This is a genomic window from Klebsiella quasivariicola, assembly GCF_002269255.1.
GTDB lineage: Bacteria > Pseudomonadota > Gammaproteobacteria > Enterobacterales > Enterobacteriaceae > Klebsiella > Klebsiella quasivariicola.
Map to the genome: position 1 here is coordinate 5,310,485 of NZ_CP022823.1, position 20,011 is coordinate 5,330,495.

General features: G+C 57.8%; 20 protein-coding genes. 7 read left to right on the top strand and 13 right to left on the bottom strand.

Annotation, left to right across the window (positions count from 1 at the left end; translation table 11 throughout):
- Window positions 1-23 precede the first annotated feature (23 nt).
- Window positions 24-1,016 carry a lysophospholipase L2 gene (pldB, locus tag B8P98_RS26695; protein ID WP_080897903.1) on the bottom strand — a complete coding sequence of 331 codons (993 nt, stop codon included), beginning with the start codon at window positions 1,014-1,016 and terminating at the stop codon, window positions 24-26.
- Between the two features lie 109 nt (window positions 1,017-1,125).
- Between pldB and rhtB the strand changes: the two genes are divergently transcribed.
- Window positions 1,126-1,746 carry a homoserine/homoserine lactone efflux protein gene (rhtB, locus tag B8P98_RS26700; RefSeq protein WP_025711212.1) on the top strand — a complete coding sequence of 207 codons (621 nt, stop codon included), beginning with the start codon at window positions 1,126-1,128 and terminating at the stop codon, window positions 1,744-1,746.
- A gap of 162 nt (window positions 1,747-1,908) precedes the next feature.
- A complete protein-coding gene (locus B8P98_RS26705) occupies window positions 1,909-2,817 on the top strand; it encodes an Rpn family recombination-promoting nuclease/putative transposase (RefSeq protein ID WP_087805328.1) in 909 nt (302 codons plus the stop codon).
- 46 nt (window positions 2,818-2,863) lie between these two features.
- Here B8P98_RS26705 and rhtC read toward each other — a convergent pair whose 3' ends face one another.
- The 3 genes from rhtC to pldA all read right to left on the bottom strand — a co-directional run bounded on the left by rhtC (window position 2,864) and on the right by pldA (window position 6,300).
- Window positions 2,864-3,484: a threonine export protein RhtC gene (gene rhtC, locus B8P98_RS26710; protein ID WP_025711214.1), complete on the bottom strand. Its 621-nt coding sequence runs from the start codon at window positions 3,482-3,484 to the stop codon at window positions 2,864-2,866.
- 61 nt (window positions 3,485-3,545) lie between these two features.
- The gene (recQ, locus tag B8P98_RS26715; RefSeq protein ID WP_095033583.1) at window positions 3,546-5,372 is read right to left on the bottom strand and encodes an ATP-dependent DNA helicase RecQ; all 1,827 of its coding nucleotides are present in this window, start codon (window positions 5,370-5,372) and stop codon (window positions 3,546-3,548) included.
- Window positions 5,373-5,439: 67 nt separating this feature from the next.
- Window positions 5,440-6,300, bottom strand: a complete 861-nt coding sequence (gene pldA / locus B8P98_RS26720; protein WP_002883408.1) for a phospholipase A — start codon at window positions 6,298-6,300, stop codon at window positions 5,440-5,442.
- A 152-nt stretch (window positions 6,301-6,452) separates the two neighbouring features.
- Here pldA and yigI point away from each other — a divergent pair, with 152 nt between their 5' ends.
- Window positions 6,453-6,917: an acyl-CoA thioesterase YigI gene (yigI, locus tag B8P98_RS26725; RefSeq protein WP_002883404.1), complete on the top strand. Its 465-nt coding sequence runs from the start codon at window positions 6,453-6,455 to the stop codon at window positions 6,915-6,917.
- Between the two features lie 48 nt (window positions 6,918-6,965).
- A complete protein-coding gene (gene rarD, locus B8P98_RS26730) occupies window positions 6,966-7,859 on the top strand; it encodes an EamA family transporter RarD (protein WP_025711217.1) in 894 nt (297 codons plus the stop codon).
- A 43-nt stretch (window positions 7,860-7,902) separates the two neighbouring features.
- On the opposite strand, the gene corA is transcribed toward rarD, so the two are convergent.
- The 8 genes from corA to lptM all read right to left on the bottom strand — a co-directional run bounded on the left by corA (window position 7,903) and on the right by lptM (window position 14,817).
- Window positions 7,903-8,853, bottom strand: coding sequence for a magnesium/cobalt transporter CorA (corA, locus tag B8P98_RS26735; protein ID WP_002883400.1), 951 nt, complete (start codon window positions 8,851-8,853; stop codon window positions 7,903-7,905).
- A gap of 150 nt (window positions 8,854-9,003) precedes the next feature.
- On the bottom strand, window positions 9,004-9,060 hold the full coding sequence (ysgD, locus tag B8P98_RS32085) for a YsgD/CorL family protein (RefSeq protein WP_349815745.1): 57 nt from the start codon (window positions 9,058-9,060) through the stop codon (window positions 9,004-9,006).
- A gap of 148 nt (window positions 9,061-9,208) precedes the next feature.
- Window positions 9,209-11,371: a DNA helicase II gene (gene uvrD, locus B8P98_RS26740; protein ID WP_080924832.1), complete on the bottom strand. Its 2,163-nt coding sequence runs from the start codon at window positions 11,369-11,371 to the stop codon at window positions 9,209-9,211.
- A gap of 63 nt (window positions 11,372-11,434) precedes the next feature.
- Window positions 11,435-12,151: a 5-amino-6-(5-phospho-D-ribitylamino)uracil phosphatase YigB gene (gene yigB, locus B8P98_RS26745; RefSeq protein WP_080924833.1), complete on the bottom strand. Its 717-nt coding sequence runs from the start codon at window positions 12,149-12,151 to the stop codon at window positions 11,435-11,437.
- Window positions 12,151-13,053, bottom strand: a complete 903-nt coding sequence (xerC, locus tag B8P98_RS26750; protein ID WP_080924834.1) for a tyrosine recombinase XerC — start codon at window positions 13,051-13,053, stop codon at window positions 12,151-12,153. Before xerC ends, yigB begins: the two co-directional genes overlap by 1 nt.
- Window positions 13,050-13,757, bottom strand: coding sequence for a DUF484 domain-containing protein (locus B8P98_RS26755; protein WP_095033584.1), 708 nt, complete (start codon window positions 13,755-13,757; stop codon window positions 13,050-13,052). The genes xerC and B8P98_RS26755 overlap by 4 nt, the downstream gene beginning before the upstream one ends.
- Window positions 13,754-14,578 (bottom strand): diaminopimelate epimerase, encoded by an 825-nt coding sequence (gene dapF / locus B8P98_RS26760; protein WP_025711222.1) that lies wholly within the window; start codon window positions 14,576-14,578, stop codon window positions 13,754-13,756. Before dapF ends, B8P98_RS26755 begins: the two co-directional genes overlap by 4 nt.
- Before the next feature lie 35 nt (window positions 14,579-14,613).
- Window positions 14,614-14,817: an LPS translocon maturation chaperone LptM gene (gene lptM, locus B8P98_RS26765; protein WP_004886794.1), complete on the bottom strand. Its 204-nt coding sequence runs from the start codon at window positions 14,815-14,817 to the stop codon at window positions 14,614-14,616.
- A 146-nt stretch (window positions 14,818-14,963) separates the two neighbouring features.
- Between lptM and cyaY the strand changes: the two genes are divergently transcribed.
- The gene (gene cyaY, locus B8P98_RS26770; protein WP_002883389.1) at window positions 14,964-15,284 is read left to right on the top strand and encodes an iron donor protein CyaY; all 321 of its coding nucleotides are present in this window, start codon (window positions 14,964-14,966) and stop codon (window positions 15,282-15,284) included.
- 133 nt (window positions 15,285-15,417) lie between these two features.
- Here cyaY and cyaA read toward each other — a convergent pair whose 3' ends face one another.
- Window positions 15,418-17,970: a class I adenylate cyclase gene (cyaA, locus tag B8P98_RS26775; protein ID WP_025711223.1), complete on the bottom strand. Its 2,553-nt coding sequence runs from the start codon at window positions 17,968-17,970 to the stop codon at window positions 15,418-15,420.
- Window positions 17,971-18,328: 358 nt separating this feature from the next.
- Between cyaA and hemC the strand changes: the two genes are divergently transcribed.
- Window positions 18,329-19,270, top strand: coding sequence for a hydroxymethylbilane synthase (gene hemC, locus B8P98_RS26780; RefSeq protein ID WP_080897907.1), 942 nt, complete (start codon window positions 18,329-18,331; stop codon window positions 19,268-19,270).
- Entirely contained in the window at window positions 19,267-20,007 is a 741-nt protein-coding gene (gene hemD / locus B8P98_RS26785; RefSeq protein ID WP_080924836.1) for a uroporphyrinogen-III synthase, read from the top strand. The genes hemC and hemD overlap by 4 nt, the downstream gene beginning before the upstream one ends.
- Window positions 20,008-20,011 lie beyond the last annotated feature (4 nt).

Genomic DNA, 20,011 nt, shown 5'->3' on the forward strand with positions numbered 1-20,011 from the left:
GGGCGACGAGCGTTATCGTCGGATTAAGTATGTCGATTGAAAAAATCGACGATGGCATTGAGCGCGACTGAGCGCATAGCGTCCTTTTCAAAAAGGATCTCATGATATGCCCCTTCAATGACGAGCGGTTTACCGCCCTCGCAGGGATGGCCGGCAGCGGCCCGTAATTCACAATAGCGGTCGTGCATCAGATTATCGACCACCCGCTCCTCTTCCGCCTGTAAAAGCAGCGTCGGGGCGGTATCTTTTTCCACATTCGCCAGCACTTCGTCGCCAGCCAGCATGCCCTCACGCACCCAGTGCCAGGTCGGGCCGCCGACCTGCAGCCGCGGCTCATCGGCATAGAAGCGCAGGTTGCGACGATAGCGTTGTCGACTGTGTGTCAGCACGTTAACGGCAAAAGGCAGCGCCCGCCAGCGCCCGGTGCCGATGGCATACTCTTCGCGAATGCGCTGATGGCCCTCAGCCCAGTCGAGAATATGGCGCACCATCCAGTCCGGCAGCCGAATAATAATTCCGAACATCGGCGCGCAGAGCGCAATCGCATCGCAATGCGCCTGGTAACGTTGCAGAAAAAGCGTGGCAATCGCTCCGCCCATAGAGTGAGCGAGGATAAACCGTTTTCGCCAGTGTCCGGGAACCACCTGCTGCTGCCAGAGCGCCGCCAGGTCATCAACATAGTCGCTGAAGTTAACGACGTGTCCGCGGTGGGTATCTGAGAGCAGGCGGCCCGAGCGTCCCTGCCCGCGATGGTCAATGATCATCACGTCAAAGCCGCTGTGAAAGAGATCGTAGGCCACTTCAGCATACTTCACGTAGCTTTCAATGCGCCCGGGGCAAATCAGCACCAAACGATCGTTATGTTGCGCGCAAAAGCGGACAAAGCGTACCGGTACATCGTCGACGCCTTTAAATTCAGCTTCTTCGCGCTGTCGCCAGAAATCCGTCAGCGGCCCCATACTAAAGGCCGCAAACGCGTTTTCTCGTGTTTCCCAGTCCTTTTTCTGCCCAAACATCGGGTTTACACCCCTGTTAACCGCTGAAAATCGTTTTTTTACCGTGTATCACACAATGCTGACACAATAGCGTATTGTGGCATAAAAACAGACAATCAGGGAGTTTCTCATGACCATTGAGTGGTGGTTCGCCTACCTGCTGACATCCATTATTCTCAGCCTGTCGCCGGGTTCCGGAGCGATTAATACCATGACCACCTCCATTAACCACGGTTATCGCGGCGCGGCGGCGTCGATTGCCGGTTTGCAGACTGGGCTGGCCATTCATATCGTGCTGGTTGGCGTTGGTCTCGGCACTCTCTTCTCCCGCTCGGTACTGGCCTTTGAGGTGCTGAAATGGGCCGGCGCCGCCTATCTTATCTGGCTCGGGATCCAGCAGTGGCGAGCGGCAGGAGCCATCGATCTGAATACGCTGGCAAAAGCGCAGACGCGCGGCAAACTTTTCCAGCGCGCGGTGTTCGTGAACCTCACCAATCCTAAAAGCATCGTTTTTCTGGCCGCCCTGTTTCCACAGTTTATTCTGCCCCACCAGCCGCAGGTGATGCAGTATCTCATTCTGGGCGTCACCACCATCGTCGTCGATATCATTGTGATGATTGGCTATGCGACCCTGGCGCAGCGCATTTCAGCCTGGATCAAAGGGCCAAAGCAGATGAAGGCGTTGAACAAAGTGTTTGGTTCGCTGTTTATGCTGGTCGGGGCGCTGCTCGCCTCCGCCCGTCACGCCTGAATCATGGAATCTCGCTCGCAAAGAGAGGTTTGCCGGGCAAAAAACGCGCACTCTCTGCACGAGCCGGCACGCAAAGCGGGTAATTAATTTTTTTGCCCGCTATCGGCGTTGAACCCACCGTGTCAGGATGCCGCCAGATACGTGATTCATGGATGAACGGCAATGGCGGAAACGGCGACTCCTCATGATGCGGTATTTAAAAGTTTTCTCTCGCGAGTAGAGACGGCGCGCGATTTTATCGAGCTCCACCTGCCTTCGTCGTTAATACAGATCTGCAAACTGGATACCCTGCGTCTGGAATCCGGCAGCTTTCTCGAAGACGATCTCAGGCCTTACTACAGCGATATCCTTTATTCGCTGGAAACCACCCGCGGTGCGGGCTATGTCCATGTTCTGATCGAGCACCAGAGCGCACCTGATAAGCTGATGGCCTTTCGCTTAATGCGCTATGCTGTCGCCACCATGCAACGGCACCTGGAGAGCGGCCATAAAACGCTGCCTCTGGTTATCCCTATTCTCTTTTATCAGGGACGACGCAGCCCCTATCCCTGGTCGATGCGCTGGCTGGATAATTTTGCCGATCCTGAGACCGCCCGCCAGCTCTATAGCGGGGCGTTTCCGCTGGTCGATATCACGGTGATCCCCGACGACGACATCATGCAGCACCGCAGCATGGCGGCCCTGACGCTGGTGCAAAAACATATTCGCCAACGCGATATGGCACAACTACTGGACAAGTTGACCCACCTCTTAATGTTGGAGCAGATGAGCGGACAACAAATCGCCGTGCTGATAAAATATATGGCTCAGGCGGGAGAAGCACAGGATATTCGGGCGCTATTTTATGGGCTGGCACAGCGTGTGCCGCAGCATGGAGGAATGCTAATGACTCTGGCAGAAACGTGGCTCGCAGAAGGCAGAGAGAAAGGCATCAAAGAAGGCATCAAAGAAGGAAAACTACAGGCCCTTTTACAGGTCGCCGCAGCGATGCTCAATCGCGGCATTGATGACGATGCGATCCTGGAAATGACCGGTTTGACCAGCGATGAGCTACAGCGTCTTCGTCACTAATATCAACCCCACCCGGAAACAACCGGGTGGGGACACAGCATGCCGGTTAACGCGAGATAATCAGGTGGATGCCAAAGCCCGCAAACAGCGTACCGGCGATACCATCGATCCACTTCGCCATCCGCTGATAGCCGCGGCGCATCCCCGGCAGGGCGAACAGGCTGGCAACCACCATAAACCAGGCCAGCGTCTCGACGATAATTAGCAGGAAAATACCCCAGCGCGCGCCGGCGCCGACGCTATCACCGACGAACAACGAGAACACCGAGCCGAAGTAGATGATTGCTTTCGGATTCGCCAGATTGGTCAGCAGTCCCTTCACGAAGCTGCGTCCACTGCGGGCCAGCTCCACCTGCGGCTCCGCCGCGGCCACCGCCTCTTTTTTCAGCGCGCCGCGCAGCATCTGGTAGCCCATCCAGCACAGATACAGGCCCCCACCGACCATAATGATGTTATGCAGCCACGCCATCTGCGCAAGGATCAGGTTCAGGCCGAGCAGGGCAACCCCCGCCCAGATCATTACGCCGCAGGTGATCCCCAGCACACCCATCATCGCCTCTCTGCGCGAGCGGCTGATGGCCGTTTGTGAGACAAAGAAAAAGTCCGGCCCCGGGCTCATCAGCGCAATGATATGCACCAGCGCCACGGTGAGGAAAAGCATCAGCATAGTTAACTCGCAGGAAAATAATGAAGAGGGTAACTATTCTGGCACTTTTTCAGCCAGCTGACTACTCATCGTCGCCATCAACATGCGCCCGGATCAGCGCCATAAACGGCTTCCCGAAACGCTCGAGCTTGCGCGTCCCCACGCCGTTGACGCTGAGCATTTCACCGGCGGTGAGTGGCGACTGTTCCGCCATCTCGATAAGCGTCGCGTCGTTGAAGACCACGTATGGCGGGATATTCTCTTCGTCGGCGATCGCTTTGCGCAATTTGCGCAGCTTGGCAAACAGTTTACGGTCGTAATTACCGCCGAAAGATTTCTGCATCGCCTTCGGCTTCAGCGCCACGATACGCGGCACAGCGAGCTGCAGCGGCACCTCGCCGCGCAGCACCGGTCGCGCGGCTTCGGTCAGCTGCAGCGCGGAGTGCTGGGCGATATTCTGCGTCACCAGCCCGAGGTGGATCAGTTGGCGGATCACGCTCACCCAGTGCTCGTGACTTTGCTCCCGGCCGATACCGTAAACCGGCAGCTTATCGTGGCCCATCTCACGGATACGCTGATTGTTGGCGCCGCGCAGAACCTCCACCACGTAACCCATCCCGAAGCGTTGATTCACCCGGTAAATCGTTGAAAGCGCCTTGCGGGCGTCCATTAAACCATCGTACTGCTTTGGCGGGTCAAGACAGATATCACAGTTGCCGCACGGCTCCTGGCGCCCTTCGCCAAAGTAGTTCAGCAGCACCAGACGACGACAGGTTTGCGCTTCGGCAAACGCCCCCATCGCATTCAGCTTATGCCGTTCGATATCCTGTAGCGGTCCGGCGGGCTTTTCTTCCAGACAGCGGCGCAGCCACGCCATATCCGCCGGATCGTAAAACAGCATCGCTTCTGCCGGCAGACCATCGCGTCCGGCGCGGCCGGTTTCCTGATAGTAAGATTCAATATTACGTGGAATATCAAAATGCACGACAAAGCGGACGTTCGGCTTGTTAATGCCCATACCGAAGGCCACCGTCGCCACCACGATCTGCAGGTCGTCGCGCTGGAATTTCTCCTGCACGTCGGCGCGCACATCGTTTTCCAGACCGGCATGGTAGGCCGCCGCGCTGATGCCGCGGCTTTGCAGCCTGGCGGCGGTATCTTCCACTTTCGAACGGCTGTTGCAGTAGATTATGCCCGATTTGCCGCGCTGATCCTGAACGTAGCGCATCAACTGGTCGAGCGGTTTGAATTTCTCCATCAGCATATAGCGGATGTTCGGCCGGTCGAAGCTGCTGACCTGAATCAGCGGATCGTTCAACCCCAGCAGGCGGACGATATCGCGGCGGGTGGTGTCATCGGCGGTGGCGGTCAACGCCATAAACGGGATCTGCGGCATCCGCTGGCGCAGCTGGCCCAGCGCGGCATATTCCGGGCGGAAGTCATGGCCCCACTGGGAGATACAGTGCGCTTCGTCTACCGCCAGCATCGCCAGGTTCCAGTTCGCCAGATGCTCAAGGAAGTTGTCGAGCATTAGCCGTTCCGGCGCGATATACAGCAAACGAACCTGCCTGCTGCGGCAGCCGGCCATCACCTCCTGCTGCTGCTCGCGGCTCTGGGTCGAGTTCAGACAAGCCGCCGCCACGCCGTTGGCCAGCAGTTGATCGACCTGGTCCTTCATCAGCGAGATCAGCGGTGAGACCACCACCGTCAGGCCGCCCATCACCAGCGCCGGCACCTGATAGCACAGAGACTTACCGCCGCCGGTCGGCATGACCACCAGGCAGTCACGGCCCTCAAGGACCGTCTCGATAATCGTTTCCTGGCCAGGACGGAACTGCTGGTAGCCGAAGGTCTCTTGTAAAACCTGCTTAGCCAGCGATTCCTGATTTAATACTTCCGCCTGTGCCACGTTGACCCCATTTGCCTGAAAAGAAAACAGGCGCTATTTTCAGCGCCTGCGAGCCAGAGTGCAACGATTAAAACAGATCGTTGAGCATTAGCCCGACGCCGACGCGCGTTTGATTAAAGTTGTAGTCGATAAGCGACTCACCATAGCCGCTGTAGATCTGCGTATAGGCGCGAACATGTTTGGTGATGGGATAGCTCACCCCGAGCTCCGCCCCACCGTAGCCGGTGTTCCAGTTATATTGTCCCTGCGCGCTGAGGATCGCCTCCCCCAGCTGATAGCCTACCTTCAGTCGGTAATAGCCCATGTATTTAGTAATGTCCGGGTTATCATCGGTGTTGCCCACCACGTACCAGGGCTTCACTTCCACCAGCCAGTTGCCATTTTGCGCCATCAGGCGGGCATAAAGCCGATTCCAGCTGCGCGAGGTGGGATCGGAACGACCATTCGAGTCGTGGTTATATCCCATCTCAATGTCGCGCAGCGTCCAGCCGGCAAACTGATAGTCGGTCGCAAAACCAAGAAACAGCTGGGGTTCGTAGTTGGTTTCGCGAAACGGCGCCGACTCTTTGCTGTTGGAGAGCTGCCACCAGGATTTCTGGGTGTACGACGCGCCAAGCAGCGAATTATCGCCCAGGATGCCGCGCCACAGCGGGAACGCCAGGCTCAGCTGGAACTTCACTTCATCTTTACGGGCGTTTTCGGCCCAGTCATAGCTGCGGATCGCCTCTTTATTGAGGTCGCTGGTCCATGTGTAGAGCAGGTAGTTGCTCTCATAAGGGTAGAGCAGGAAAGGATTATCATGGTCCTGTAGCAGGTTGGCGATAATGCTGCCGCGCACTGCAGGTTTGTCGTGAACCGACGCGTCCTGCGCCATAACACCAGCCGGTAGCGCACACAGCGCCACCAGGCAGGCCAAAGAGATACGCATGCTGGTCTCCTGATAAATAGTTTTTATTTTTGTTTAACCTGAAGCCATTCTACCTGTTTATTAATCACCTGCCCCCTAATCCGTTCCGAAAGTGGAAATCAATATTTTAGAAGCATAAAATCAACATTTTGTTAACGAATGGAACCGGTGTTATGTCTGAACTTACTGCTGAAGCAGCCCTGAAACTGGTGGGGGAGATTTTCGTCTATCACATGCCGTTTAACCGCGCCCTCGGTCTCGAACTGGAACGCTATGAAAAGGCGTTTGCCCAGCTCAGCTTTAATAATCAGCCGATGATGGTCGGTAACTGGGCGCAGAGTATTCTGCATGGCGGGGTGATCGCCTCCGCGCTGGACGTCGCCGCTGGCCTGGTCTGCGTCGGCAGCACCCTTACCCGCCATGACACCATCAACGAAGAAGAGCTGCGCCAGCGGCTTTCCCGCATGGGAACCATCGACCTGCGCGTGGACTACCTGCGTCCGGGCCGCGGCGAACGTTTTACCGCCACCAGCACCCTGCTGCGCGCCGGCAATAAAGTGGCGGTTGCCCGCGTGGAACTGCATAACGAAGCGCAGGTCTATATTGCCAGCGCAACGGCCACCTATATGGTGGGTTGATTGGCCAAAATCGAGTAACATCACTCTCTTTGGCAATGGATTTTACCGATGGATGCGAAACAGACGCGGTTGGGGATCATTCTGGCCCTCGCCGCCTACTTTATCTGGGGTATCGCGCCGGCGTACTTCAAACTTATCTACTATGTTCCCGCCGATGAAATTCTGACGCATCGCGTGATCTGGTCTTTCTTCTTCATGGTGGCGCTCATCAGCGTCAGCCGCCAGTGGCCGCAGGTGAAAAAGCTGCTGAAGACGCCGCGCAAGATCTTCCTGCTGGCGCTCTCGGCGGTGCTGGTGGGCGGCAACTGGCTGCTCTTCATCTGGGCGGTGAATAACCACCATATGCTGGAAGCCAGCCTCGGCTACTTTATCAACCCGCTGGTGAATATTCTGTTGGGGATGATTTTCCTCGGCGAACGCTTCCGTCGCCTGCAGTGGCTGGCGGTGCTTCTTGCCTTTTGCGGCGTGCTGGTCCAGCTGTGGACTTTTGGTTCGCTGCCGATAATCGGCCTTGGGCTGGCCTTCAGTTTTGCCTTTTACGGCCTGGTGCGGAAGAAAATCGCTGTCGATGCGCAGACCGGCATGCTGGTGGAAACGCTGTGGCTACTGCCGGTGGCGGCAATCTGGCTGTTCGGCATCACCGATAGCCCAACCAGCCATATGGGAGACAACCCCTGGTCGCTCAATCTGCTGCTGATGGCGGCGGGCGTGGTGACCACCATCCCTCTGCTGTGCTTCACCGGGGCGGCAACGCGGCTGCGGCTCTCCACGCTGGGCTTTTTCCAGTACATCGGCCCGACGCTGATGTTCCTGCTGGCGGTGACGTTCTACGGCGAAGTGCCGGGCAAGGATAAAATGGTCACCTTCGGCTTTATCTGGGTCGCGCTGGCGGTATTTATCGTCGATGCGCTGTATACCCAGCGCCGGCTGCGCAGAGGCTAAGCCGGCCTCTGACAATAAAAAAGGGAGCCGACGCTCCCTTTTTTTACAGCCAGTTTTTACGCTTAAAGTAGAGATACGGCGCCAGGCCGGCCAGCATCATAAAGACGATCGCCCCCGGGTAGCCGAAGCTCCAGTGCAGCTCCGGCATAAATTCAAAGTTCATTCCGTAGCTGGAGGCCACCAGAGTTGGCGGCAGGAATACCACCGAGACCACCGAGAAGATCTTGATGATGCGGTTCTGTTCGATGTTGATAAAGCCCATCGCCGCCTGCATCAGGAAGTTCACCTTCTGGAACAGCGATTCGTTATGCGGCAGCAGGGATTCGATATCGCGCAGGATCTCCCGCGCCTGTTCCAGCTGGCCCGCCGGCAGGCGCGCCTTGCGTACGAGAAAGTTCAGCGCGCGCTGGGTATCCATCAGACAGAGGCGCACCTTCCAGCCGATATCTTCCAGTTCTGCCAGCGTCGACAGCGCTTCATCGTACTCGTCGCCCTGATGGCCTTCCATAATCACGCGGCTCAGCTTTTCCAGGTCGCTGTAGATGTTTTCAATTTCATCCGCCAGCTGCTCGATTTTGGTCTCGAACAGGTCGAGCAGCAGTTCGTAGGCGTTACCGTCGACCAGCGTCTGGTTACGCACGCGCATACGGTAGAGGCGAAAAGCCGGCAGTTCGCGCTCGCGCAGCGTGAACAGGCGGCCTTCGCGGATGGTAAACGCCACGGTAGAGTTGCCGGCGTGATCGTCGGCATCTTCAAAAAAGAAGAACGAGTGGATGTGTAACCCGTCTTCATCTTCAAAGAAACGCGCGGAGGCTTCGATATCTTCCAGTTCCGGGCGCGTCGCCAGGTTTTGACCCAGTTCCGTCTGCACGCGGCTTCGCTCATCGTCGTCAGGCTCGACCAGATCGACCCACACCGAGCTGGCGAGGTGCTTGATCTCATCGGCTTCCAGACGCGTTAAACGATTGTTTTCCAGTTGAAATGCGCTCAGCATGACCGGGACTCCCAATGCAAAAAAATTATCGGACAGTTCGGTGGGCACACAGAAACAAATTGGGTTTCAGACCATTAAGCCTGACTCAGCGCGACGGGAATGGGACAGGTCGCTGACAACCGCTAAGGCTATCAGCATAAGAGGATAGCCTTAGGAGTTGTTCCTGAATGACAGGAAGTTGAGCCAGCATCTACTGGGTGTGTCCAAGGCGAATGTCCTCTTAGCGTAATCGTGCGCGCATGTTACGCCAGCGCAAAATCGGCGTCAACACGCATCGGAACGCGAAAGCGCAAATCAGGCGCCTTAACGTATAAAGGTAGCAGAATATTACAAAATAGTGATATTTTTCTTAAAGTTACACTGCCTCAAGCCGAGCGTAAGCCGCCACCAGCCATTTGATTCCCTGCCCCTGAAAAGCCACCTGTAGCCGGCTGTGCTCGCCGCTACCTTCGAGGTTGACGATGGTGCCTTCGCCAAACTTTGGATGGCGTACGCGCTGGCCTAACTTGTAGCCGGTATCGCTCTCGGCGATCGGCGCCCCCAGTCGCTGATGGTTCACCGGGCGGCTCACCGTAGCCCGCAGACGCACTTCTTCTACACACTCCTGCGGCAACTCCCCGATAAAGCGCGACGGGCGGTGATAAACCTCTTTCCCGTACAGACGGCGGGTTTCGGCGTAAGTCAGCGTCAGCTTCTGCATGGCGCGCGTTACGCCAACGTAGGCCAGGCGACGCTCTTCTTCGAGGCGGCCGCCCTCATCAAGCGCCATCTGGCTCGGGAACATCCCCTCTTCGACGCCGACGATAAACACCTGCGGGAACTCCAGCCCTTTCGCCGAGTGCAGGGTCATCAGCTGAACCGCGTCCTGCCAGGTGTCCGCCTGCCCCTCGCCCGCTTCCAGCGCGGCGTGAGAGAGGAACGCCTGCAGCGGCATCAGGTCTTCATCTTCTTCGTTGTAGCTGAACTGGCGCGTCGCCGTCACCAGTTCCTCTAAGTTTTCAATACGGGTCTGGCCCTTCTCGCCTTTCTCCTGCTCGTACATCGCGCGCAGGCCGGAGTCTTTAATCACCCGATCGGTCTGGACGTGCAGCGGCATATCGGCGGTTTCCTGCGCCAGCGCGTCAATCAGCTCCATAAAGCGCTGCAGGGCGCTGGCGGCGCGACCGGCCAGCACTTTCTCTTTCAGCAGCTCGCGACAGGCCTGCCACAGCGTCAGCTGACGATCGCGCGAGGTCTGGCGTACCACGTCCAGCGTACGATCGCCGATGCCGCGAGTCGGCGTATTGACCACCCGCTCAAACGCTGCATCGTCGTTACGGTTGGCAATCAGGCGCAGGTAAGAGAGCGCATCTTTGATTTCCTGACGTTCGAAGAAGCGCATACCGCCGTAGATACGGTACGGCATGCTGGCCTGCAGGAGCGCCTCTTCCAGCACGCGCGACTGGGCGTTACTGCGATAGAGGATAGCGCACTGCTCCAGCGCGCCACCGTTCTCCTGCCAGGTTTTAATTCGGTTCACCACGAAGCGTGCTTCGTCGAGATCGTTGAAGGCGCAGTACAGCGAGATCGGCTCGCCGTCGGCGCCGTCGGTCCACAGTTTTTTGCCCAGGCGCCCGTTGTTGTTTTCAATCAGGGCGTTGGCGGCGCTGAGAATATTGCTGGTTGAACGATAGTTCTGCTCCAGACGAATAGTTTCCGCGCCCGGGAAGTCATTGAGGAAGCGCTGAATGTTTTCAACCTGGGCGCCGCGCCAGCCGTAAATCGACTGGTCATCATCGCCGACGATCATCACCTTGCCGGTATCGCCCGCCAGCAGGCGGATCCAGGCGTACTGGATGTTGTTGGTGTCCTGGAATTCGTCAACAAGGATATTGGTGAAACGCTCGCGGTAGTGCTGCAGGATATGCGGTTTGTTCAGCCACAGCTCATGGGCGCGCAGCAGCAGCTCGGCGAAGTCCACCAGCCCGGCGCGATCGCAGGCTTCCTGATAGGCCTGATAGACCTTCTGCCAGGTCTGTTCGACCGGGTTGCCGTAGCTCTGAATATGGTGCGGGCGCAGCCCTTCATCTTTTTGGCTGTTGATGTACCACATCGCCTGACGCGGCGGCCATTGCTTCTCATCCAGGTTCATCGCCTTAATCAGGCGCTTCAGCAGGCGTAGCTGGTCTTCGCTATCGAGGATTTGGAAATCTTGCGGCAGGTTGGCATCCAGATGATGGGCGCGTAGCAGGCGATGGGCCAGGCCGTGGAAGGTGCCGACCCACATGCCGCCCTGGGTGGTGCCCATCAGCTGACCAATACGATGGCGCATCTCCGCCGCCGCTTTGTTGGTAAAAGTCACCGCCATAATGGAATACGGCGAGCAGTTCTCCACGCTCAGCAGCCAGGCGATACGGTGCACCAGAACGCGCGTCTTACCACTGCCCGCCCCTGCCAGAACCAGCATGTTGGTGCGCGAGGCCGCAACGGCTTCACGCTGTTTGTCATTAAGGCTGTCGAGCAGGTAAGAAACGTCCATTGGCACCGCCGGAAGAGAAGGGGTTCCACGAACCCCTGTTAATATATACAGAGTGACTGGTGATTATATCAGCGAGGTCAGAGATGCCAACCGTGAAATTTCAATATGCGGCAGCAGGCGGCTGTCCGCGGTGTGCATCAGGTCCGCGCCTTGCGGTTTGATCCAGCAGGCCTGCATCCCGCAGCGTAGCGAACCGGCAACGTCGGTCGTCAGGTCATCGCCGACATGCAGAATCTGCCCGAGCGGTAAATCCAGACGCTCCGCCGCCAGGTGGTACATATCGGCAAACGGCTTGGAACGACCATCCGGACCGGCGCGCAGCACGAAGCGGAAATAGTCGCTCAGGCCGAACAGCTCGGGGCGGGCGTTACCGTTGGTAATCGCTACCAGCGGCCACTTTTCCGCCAGCTTCGCCAGCGTATCGTGGGTCTCCTGCGGGACATCGACCCGGCTGCGCCAGTGGGCGAAATTTTCCATCGCCGCATCGGCGCCGGCTTTCGCCTCGGCGGCGGAAAGTCCAGCGTTACGCATGCCGAGCTCCAGCGCACGATGGCGCCAGACGGTCACGTCGTGGTAGATCTCCGGCTCAGATGCCAGCAGCGTCTGACGCAGCTGGTTAAGCTCATGGGCATCGAACTGGCTGAGCGACGGATGGTAATTGCGCACAAAGGCCAGCGACTCGTGCATCGTCCGGTCAATCACCGGGCGGTTATCATATAGGGTGTCGTCCAGGTCGAACGTCAGTGCGGAAATCTGGCCCAGAGGTCGGTAAAAACGCATTATTTCCCCCGTTTAGCGCGCGGATGCGCGGCATCGTACACCGAGGCAAGGTGTTGAAAGTCAAGATGGGTATAGATTTGAGTGGTGGAGAGGTTAGCATGGCCCAACAGCTCCTGCACGCCGCGCAGATCGCCGCTCGACTCCAGCATATGGGTAGCAAAGGAGTGGCGCAGCTTGTGCGGGTGCACATGGCTGTTCAGCCCCTGCTTAATCCCCCACTCGGCAAATCGCTTCTGCACGTTGCGCGCCGAAATGCGTTTACCCAGCTTCGACAAAAACAGCGCGTCGTCGTCAGTGCCGAACAGGCCGCGCAAATCCAGCCAGTGCTCAATCCACGCCACCGCGTTACGACCGATCGGCAAACGGCGTTCTTTGCTGCCTTTGCCCATCACCCAAACCTCACCGCTTTCGAGGTCGAGGTGCTTAATATCAAGGTTGACCAGCTCAGACAGACGCAATCCCGCGCCGTACATCACTTCCAGCATCGCCCGGTCGCGCACCGCGAGCGGATCGTTGAGGTCGATATCCAGCAGCCGATTTACATCATCGACATCGATATTTTTCGGCAAGTGGCGGGGAATTTTCGGCGCCGCAATTCCCTTCGCCGGGTTAGCGGCCAGCTCGCCCTGACTGACCAGCCAGTCGAAGAAACTGCGCAGCGCCGACAGGCGAAGCGCCAGGCTCGCCGGGCCTAACCCCGCGCGGCGACTACGCACCGCGAAGCTTCGCACCTGAGCGGCATCGCACTGCGACCAGCTTTTCAGGCCCGCCTCATCCGCCAGGGCGATCAGCGCGTCCAGCTGCCGCTGGTAATTCAGTAATGTGATCGGGCTGAGCTGGCGTTCAACGCCAAGGTGACGCAAAAAGCGAGCGACGGCGGAGAAGAGAGGCGAATCGGTCATGCGCGTTCAATCCAGCGCTCCAGCAGGCCAGGCAGCATCTGCGCAATCTCCTGCAGCAGCTGGGTCCCCTGCCCTGGCTGATAATGCTGCGCATCGAGGCTGCTAAAGAGCATCACGCCGGGGGCATTATCGCCGCCCAGCAGCGACATCGCCACGGATCCAATGGCTTTCGCCTCCGGCAGCACCACCAGCAGCTCCGGACCGTTCAGCGGCCCAAGGTAGTGGCGCACCTGGCCCAGACGTTGAATACGGATCGGCTCAAACGCCTGCCGGCTTAACGCCAGGTGGGTAAACTTCGAGGGCGCGCCGAGGCGCCAGCTGTCAGGGAACAGGCGCACCGTGGCGCCTGCCAACCCCAGCTCGCGTGCCCAGCGGTGCAGGCGGTTGAGCATATCGTCGAGGCTCTCCGCGGCCGCCAGCCGCGTTTGCAGCTGCAGCAGACGCTGAAACAGGCTTTCATTGGCGACCGCCTGCTCCATTAGCAGCGACATGTTCTCTTCCAGCACATGAATGTGGTTACGCGCCCGTATCATGTGCCACTCCACCAGCGAAATCGTACCGCGTACCGGATGCGGGACGCGGAGATGTTCGACCTGGGCGGCATTACGAATAAAAAATTCAGGATGTTGCAACAGATAGTCCACCACCGCGCGATCGTTCAACGCGCTGGCGACCTCCTGCTGTTCTTCCCCGATTGGTTTCATAAATGAATAAATCCATCATAGACATGGGCCGCCGGGCCGGTCATAAACAGCGGCTGGCCCGGGCCTTTCCAGGCGATATCAAGACGACCGCCGGGTAATTCCACGCGTACTGTTTCCGCCAGCAGCCCCTGCTGGATCCCCACCGCCACCGCGGCGCAGGCGCCGCTGCCGCAGGCCTGGGTTTCCCCCGCACCGCGTTCGTAGACGCGCAAACGGATATGGGACCGGCCGACCACCTGCATAAAGCCGATATTGGCGCGCTCCGGAAAACGCTCATGGCTTTCCATCACCGGGCCGAGGGTTTCCACCGCTGCCGTCTCCACATCATCCACCTGGATGACGCAGTGCGGGTTGCCCATGGACACCACGCCGCACAATACTGTCTGCTCGGCGGCACGCATGATATAGGTCTTTTCCGCTTTGTTGGCGCGGAACGGCACCTGGGACGGCTCGAAGTTGGGCTCGCCCATGTTCACCCGCACCAGATCGTCTTCCGTTACGCTTAATACCATACGCCCGTTGGCCGTACTCACGCGGATATCACGTTTATTGGTCAGGCCTTTCAGCCGGACAAAGCGGGCAAAACAGCGCGCGCCGTTGCCGCACTGCGACACTTCGCTACCGTCGGCGTTAAAGATCCGGTAATGGAAATCCAGATCGGGATCGTAGGGCGGCTCGACGACCAACAGCTGATCGAACCCGACGCCAAGGTGGCGATCCGCCAGACGGCGAATCAGCTCCGGCGAGAAAAAAACATTCTGCGTTACCGCGTCAACGACCATAAAATCGTTGCCAAGGCCATGCATTTTAGAGAACTGCATCATCTACTCCAGTTGCGCGGAACAGAACGTTATCGTTAGTAATTGACCTGGCTCGGACCGCCGGTATCGCCACGATCGTTACGATCCGGCGTTGAGCTCTGAATGCCTGGGTTAACCGGTTTAGTCGGCGGCGGCGCGGTTTTGTCCGCCGGCGGGAAATAAAGAGGCCCTTTCAGACCACAGCCAGTCAGGCTGAAGATCGCAAACAAAACGGCAAGCGTAGGAAAAACGTTTTTCATTGATAGTTGCCCGTGATTCATTCTTTCTGCTTTCTATCATCGCAGGAGAAGATGTAAAAGCAAGCGTTTAGCATCCGACTGCGCGCGCTTTTGTTTCGCGCTATACTGCGACCCATCTTCAAAAATCAAAAAAGCAGAATAAAATTATGAACGACAGTGAATTCCATCGCCTGGCCGATAGCCTGTGGATGACCATCGAAGAACGTCTGGACGACTGGGACGGCGACAGTGACATCGACTGCGAAATCAACGGCGGCGTGCTGACCATCAGCTTTGAAAACGGCAGCAAAATCATTATTAACCGTCAGGAGCCGCTGCACCAGGTGTGGCTGGCCACCAAACAGGGCGGCTACCATTTCGATCTCAAAGGCGACGAGTGGATCTGCGATCGCAGCGGCGAGACCTTCTGGGATCTGCTGGAGCAGGCGGCGAGCCAGCAGGCCGGTGAGACGGTGAAATTCCGTTAATGACGTGTTTCCCGGATAGCGGCGCATCGCGCTTTATCCGGGCTACCCAACGACATAGAACCGTAGCCCTGCTAAGCGCAGCGCCAGCAGGGAATATCTCCGGATAGCGGCTCACGCCTTATCCGGGCCAAATCTACGAGTAGCGCTGCTGCAGCACCGGCGAGGCGGTAACGTCCTGGCTGGTAGGTATCGCGGCGGCAATCGCCTGGGTACGGAAGGGGATCACCTGCGTACGCCCGTCTACCTCGACAATCTGATAGAACTGCGGCAGGTTGAAGTTAATAAAGCTGGAACCGTAGGTGAAACGATCGTGCGATGACGAATAGAAGCGGCTGACGTCGCGCACCAGCTCCTCTTTACTGCCCTCGCAGTGATGATAGACCTCAGCGCGGTTGCTCTCATCAAGAATATAGATGTTAAAGCCGCTGTCGTTGTTATCCGCGTCTTCAAAGAAGAACTGAATAATCCCTTCGCTGGCAAAGCCATCCACCACCGCCGGCAGCTTAACGTGATTGGTTTCCACCTGCACCGACAGCCCGTGCAGCTTGTTGTGCGAGATAGCGCCGTAGAACTCAATGGCGTTTTCCAGCTTCTGCACCGAAACATTGAGACGCTCAAAGAACAGCCCCCAGGTCTGGCCGGAGACGCGCAGCGCTTTAAAGCGCCCGGTATCCTGGCGGGTACTGGACAGACGAAGTTCGATGCACTCGGAGATCATCTGCTGCACGCGGGTGCGGATCAGGCCGCGCAGGTGCTGGCTATAGCAGAACACCTCCACGCTGTCCGGCGGCGCGGCGTCCTGATGCATTTTGCCGAGGATCGTTTTCAGCGCTTCGATCATCGCCTGCTCGCCGTTAAAGTGCAGCGTACGCACTTCATTCCACGAGTTGCGATACAGCAGGTCGACGCTGCCGATCAGGCATTTTTGCTCTTCACCGAAGCTAAAGACATCCAGCTTACGGAAATCGAAGTGCACAACCTGATTGCGGAAGGCCGCGGTAGGGTCATATTCGAGGTTGACGATAATCGCCAGGTGGCGGATTTCGCACGGGCTGTACAGTGCTTTTGGCGTCGGCGCCGGCAGGCGCAGCGGGAAGTGGTGCGACACGTCAGCCACCATCTCCTGCAGTTTCGCCAGATCGACGATGCCGTTGCCCTTAATAAACAGGCGGGTGCGTGAGGTCAGCAGGCCGTTAAACCAGGCCCAGGCCACCAGCTTATTAAGATAACGGTTATATTCCAGCGGCTGATGGCTGATGATCGATTCCATATCCGGCGCGCGGTTATACAGATACCAACCGGTACGGTTGGCGCGGCCCGGCGGCACGTGGATAAAGGTCAGATTCGGCTCCGACAGATCCGGCGAAATTTGCGGGTTCACCAGCGTCACTTTGCCCGGCAGCGCTTCAAAGGCCGCATACAGCTTACGCGTCAGCACGCCGATATCCTGCGGGCTGGCGGAGACGCTGAGGTTATTGCGCCGTGCGAAACGGATCAGATTACGGTAGCTCTGCATCATCGCATCGAGCAGTTCGTTGTGCGCTTTGCGCACTTCATCGATTTTCCAGTTGGCGCGGTTGTCGAGCATCATCAGACGCTTTTCATCCCAGCCCCATGCCTTAACCAGCTGGCTGACAACTTCGCGACGCCAGCCGACGCAGGCGCGTTCGCGACTGAGTTTTTCACACACTTTCAGGTAGAAGCAGCGGCGTACCAGGTCGAGGCGGGTTTCATCTTCGATGGCCTGCAGGTAGGTGGTGACGCGCTCCAGCATCATGCAGTACGGATCGAGGCCGAATGAGACAATCTCGCCGTCGTGCAGACGCTGTTTAATATCTTTCGCCAGCAGGCGGTTGTTGGGGTATTCCCAGGAGTAGGCTTCCAGCAGCAGCGTTTTCAGCACCGCTTTATAGGGGGAGTCGATACTCTTATACAGTTGCCACAGGCTGGCGCCAAAGTACTCTTCCGCCGACAGCGAACTGAGGCCGCCAAGATCGAGCCATTCGTTAGGCGTCAGCACGCCCTGGGCATACAGCCCCATAACGTAATCGTCGTAATGCTCTTCTTCGTCGCACGGCACCATATTCCACAGAATACGTTTCCCGGCGAGACGCACGGCGGTGCGGTAGAATTCATCGAGCAATAAAATATGCTGGGTCGAACCGCAGTCTTCGCCGCCAAGGCTGCCGCTTTCGTTATGACGGAAGCGGTTTTCGTCGATCAGGAAGAAACTGACTTCGACGCCAAGCGAGGCCGCCCAGCTCTCAAGCAGGCTACATTTACGCTGCAGCAGCTGGCGCTCTTCGCTATCGAGCCAGGCCTGGTGACATACCCAGATATCAAGATCGGAAGAACAGCTCTGGCCAACCGAGGAGGTACTGCCCATCGAGTAGACGCCGGTGATCGGCAGCTCGCCCTTCGGCGGCTCCTGGGTTTGCATACCGCGATGCAGCTCCAGTTCTTCAAGATAGTGGCGTTGGGTTTCATCAGGCGTGTAGAGGCAAATGCCACGGGGAACGTTACCGTCAAGGTAACCCGGCATCAGCGGGTGATGATAATGTAATAACGTTGGCAGTAGACTGTAAACCTGCTGGAAAGCGGGTCCCATGGCAGCAAGGGCGCGATCCACGCGCAATTGGTTGATGGCATCCAGTCTCTGTTTCAGTGTCTCAATATAGAGGTACAAGACATATCGCCTGATGTTCAAAAACCCGAGGTACAATAGTACGGAGGATTTCAGTATTTCAACAAAAACCGTCACCATTCGTCGTCGGTGTGGTTGTGATGAGCAGCGGACTGACAAATGGTTTAAAACGTGATCAATTTAACACCTTGCTCATTGACCGTAAAGAAAGATGCGCTACATACAAGTGTAGCACCGTTTATTACCTGTAAATTCCTCACTACGCCTCCGGCAACCACCACGCGCATGAAAGGTTAAAAAAAGAGTGAGCCGGGGCCATCTCCCACATAAACCGTGAAAACTAACATCCGTAAGACAACAATGTTAGGATGGATAGTGGTCGATAATGACGGTAACAAGCATGTTAGACAAAGTTTTGAAAATTGCCACACGGCAAAGCCCGCTTGCGCTATGGCAGGCGCAGTATGTTAAAGCGCGCCTCGAACAAGCGCATCCCGGACTGAAGGTCGAGCTGGTGCCGATGGTCACGCGCGGGGATGTCATCCTTGATACCCCCCTGGCAAAAGTGGGGGGCAAGGGCTTGTTTGTAAAAGAGTTAGAGCTCGCCATGCTCGAAGGGCGCGCGGATATCGCTGTCCATTCGATGAAAGATGTGCCGGTGGAATTCCCGGAGGGCCTGGGGCTGGTGACCATCTGCGAGCGCGACGATCCGCGCGACGCGTTTGTCTCCAATCACTATGCTTCAATTGATGAACTCCCGGCCGGCAGCATCGTTGGCACGTCAAGTTTACGCCGCCAGTGCCAGCTCGCCGCTACTCGTCCGGATCTGGTGATCCGCTCTCTGCGCGGTAACGTTGGTACCCGGCTGAGTAAGCTGGATAACGGCGAGTATGACGCCATTATCCTCGCCGCCGCCGGGTTGAAGCGCCTGAAACTGGAAGCGCGTATTCGCCAGCCGCTGTCGCCGGAGCAATCCCTGCCAGCTGTCGGCCAGGGCGCGGTCGGCATCGAATGCCGTCTCGACGATGAATGGACCCAGGCGCTGTTAGCCCCTCTCAACCATGCGGAAACCGCGGTACGTGTGCGCGCCGAACGGGCGATGAATACCCGCCTCGAAGGCGGTTGCCAGGTGCCAATTGGCAGCTATGCGGAACTCATCAATGGCGAACTGTGGCTGCGGGCGCTGGTTGGCGCCCCGGATGGTACACAGCTGGTACGCGGCGAACGCCGCGGGCGGCCGGAAGAGGCAGAGGCGCTCGGCGTCTCCCTGGCGGAAGAGCTACTGGATAACGGCGCCCGCGACATTCTCGCGGCGGTTTATGATGGAGAAGCCCCACGATGAGCATCCTGGTCACCCGTCCGCTACCGCAAGGTGAAGAGTTAGTCAGCCGCCTGCGCGCGCTGGGACGCGTGGCCTGGAGCTTTCCGCTAATAGAATTTACGCCCGGGTGGGAGCTCCCCGCACTGGGCGGCCATCTTACCCATCTGGGGTCCGACGATCTGCTGTTTGCGCTATCCCAGCATGCGGTGGAATTCGCCCATGCCCGTCTGCAGCAGCAGGGCCTGCCCTGGCCCACTTCTCCGCGCTATTTTGCCATTGGCCGCACGACGGCGCTGGCCCTGCACACGGTCAGCGGGCAGCATATCCGTTATCCGTTAGATCGGGAAATTAGCGAAGTCTTGCTACAATTACCTGAATTACAAAACATTGCCGGAAAAAATGCGCTGATCTTACGTGGCAATGGTGGGCGGGAACTCTTAGGCGCGACGCTGACCGAGCGCGGCGCCAGGGTCACATTTTGTGAATGTTATCAACGTAGTGCAAAACATTACGATGGCGCAGAAGAAGCGATGCGCTGGCAGTCTCGCGGGGTCACCACGCTGGTGGTCACCAGCGGCGAGATGCTGCAGCAGCTGTGGTCGTTAATACCGCAATGGTATCGCGAACAGTGGCTCCTGCACTGCCGCGTTGTCGTTGTCAGCGAACGTCTGGCCCTTCAGGCCCGGGAACTGGGCTGGCAGGCGATTCAGGTTGCCGATAGCGCCGACAACGATGCGCTGCTACGCGCATTACAATAACTCT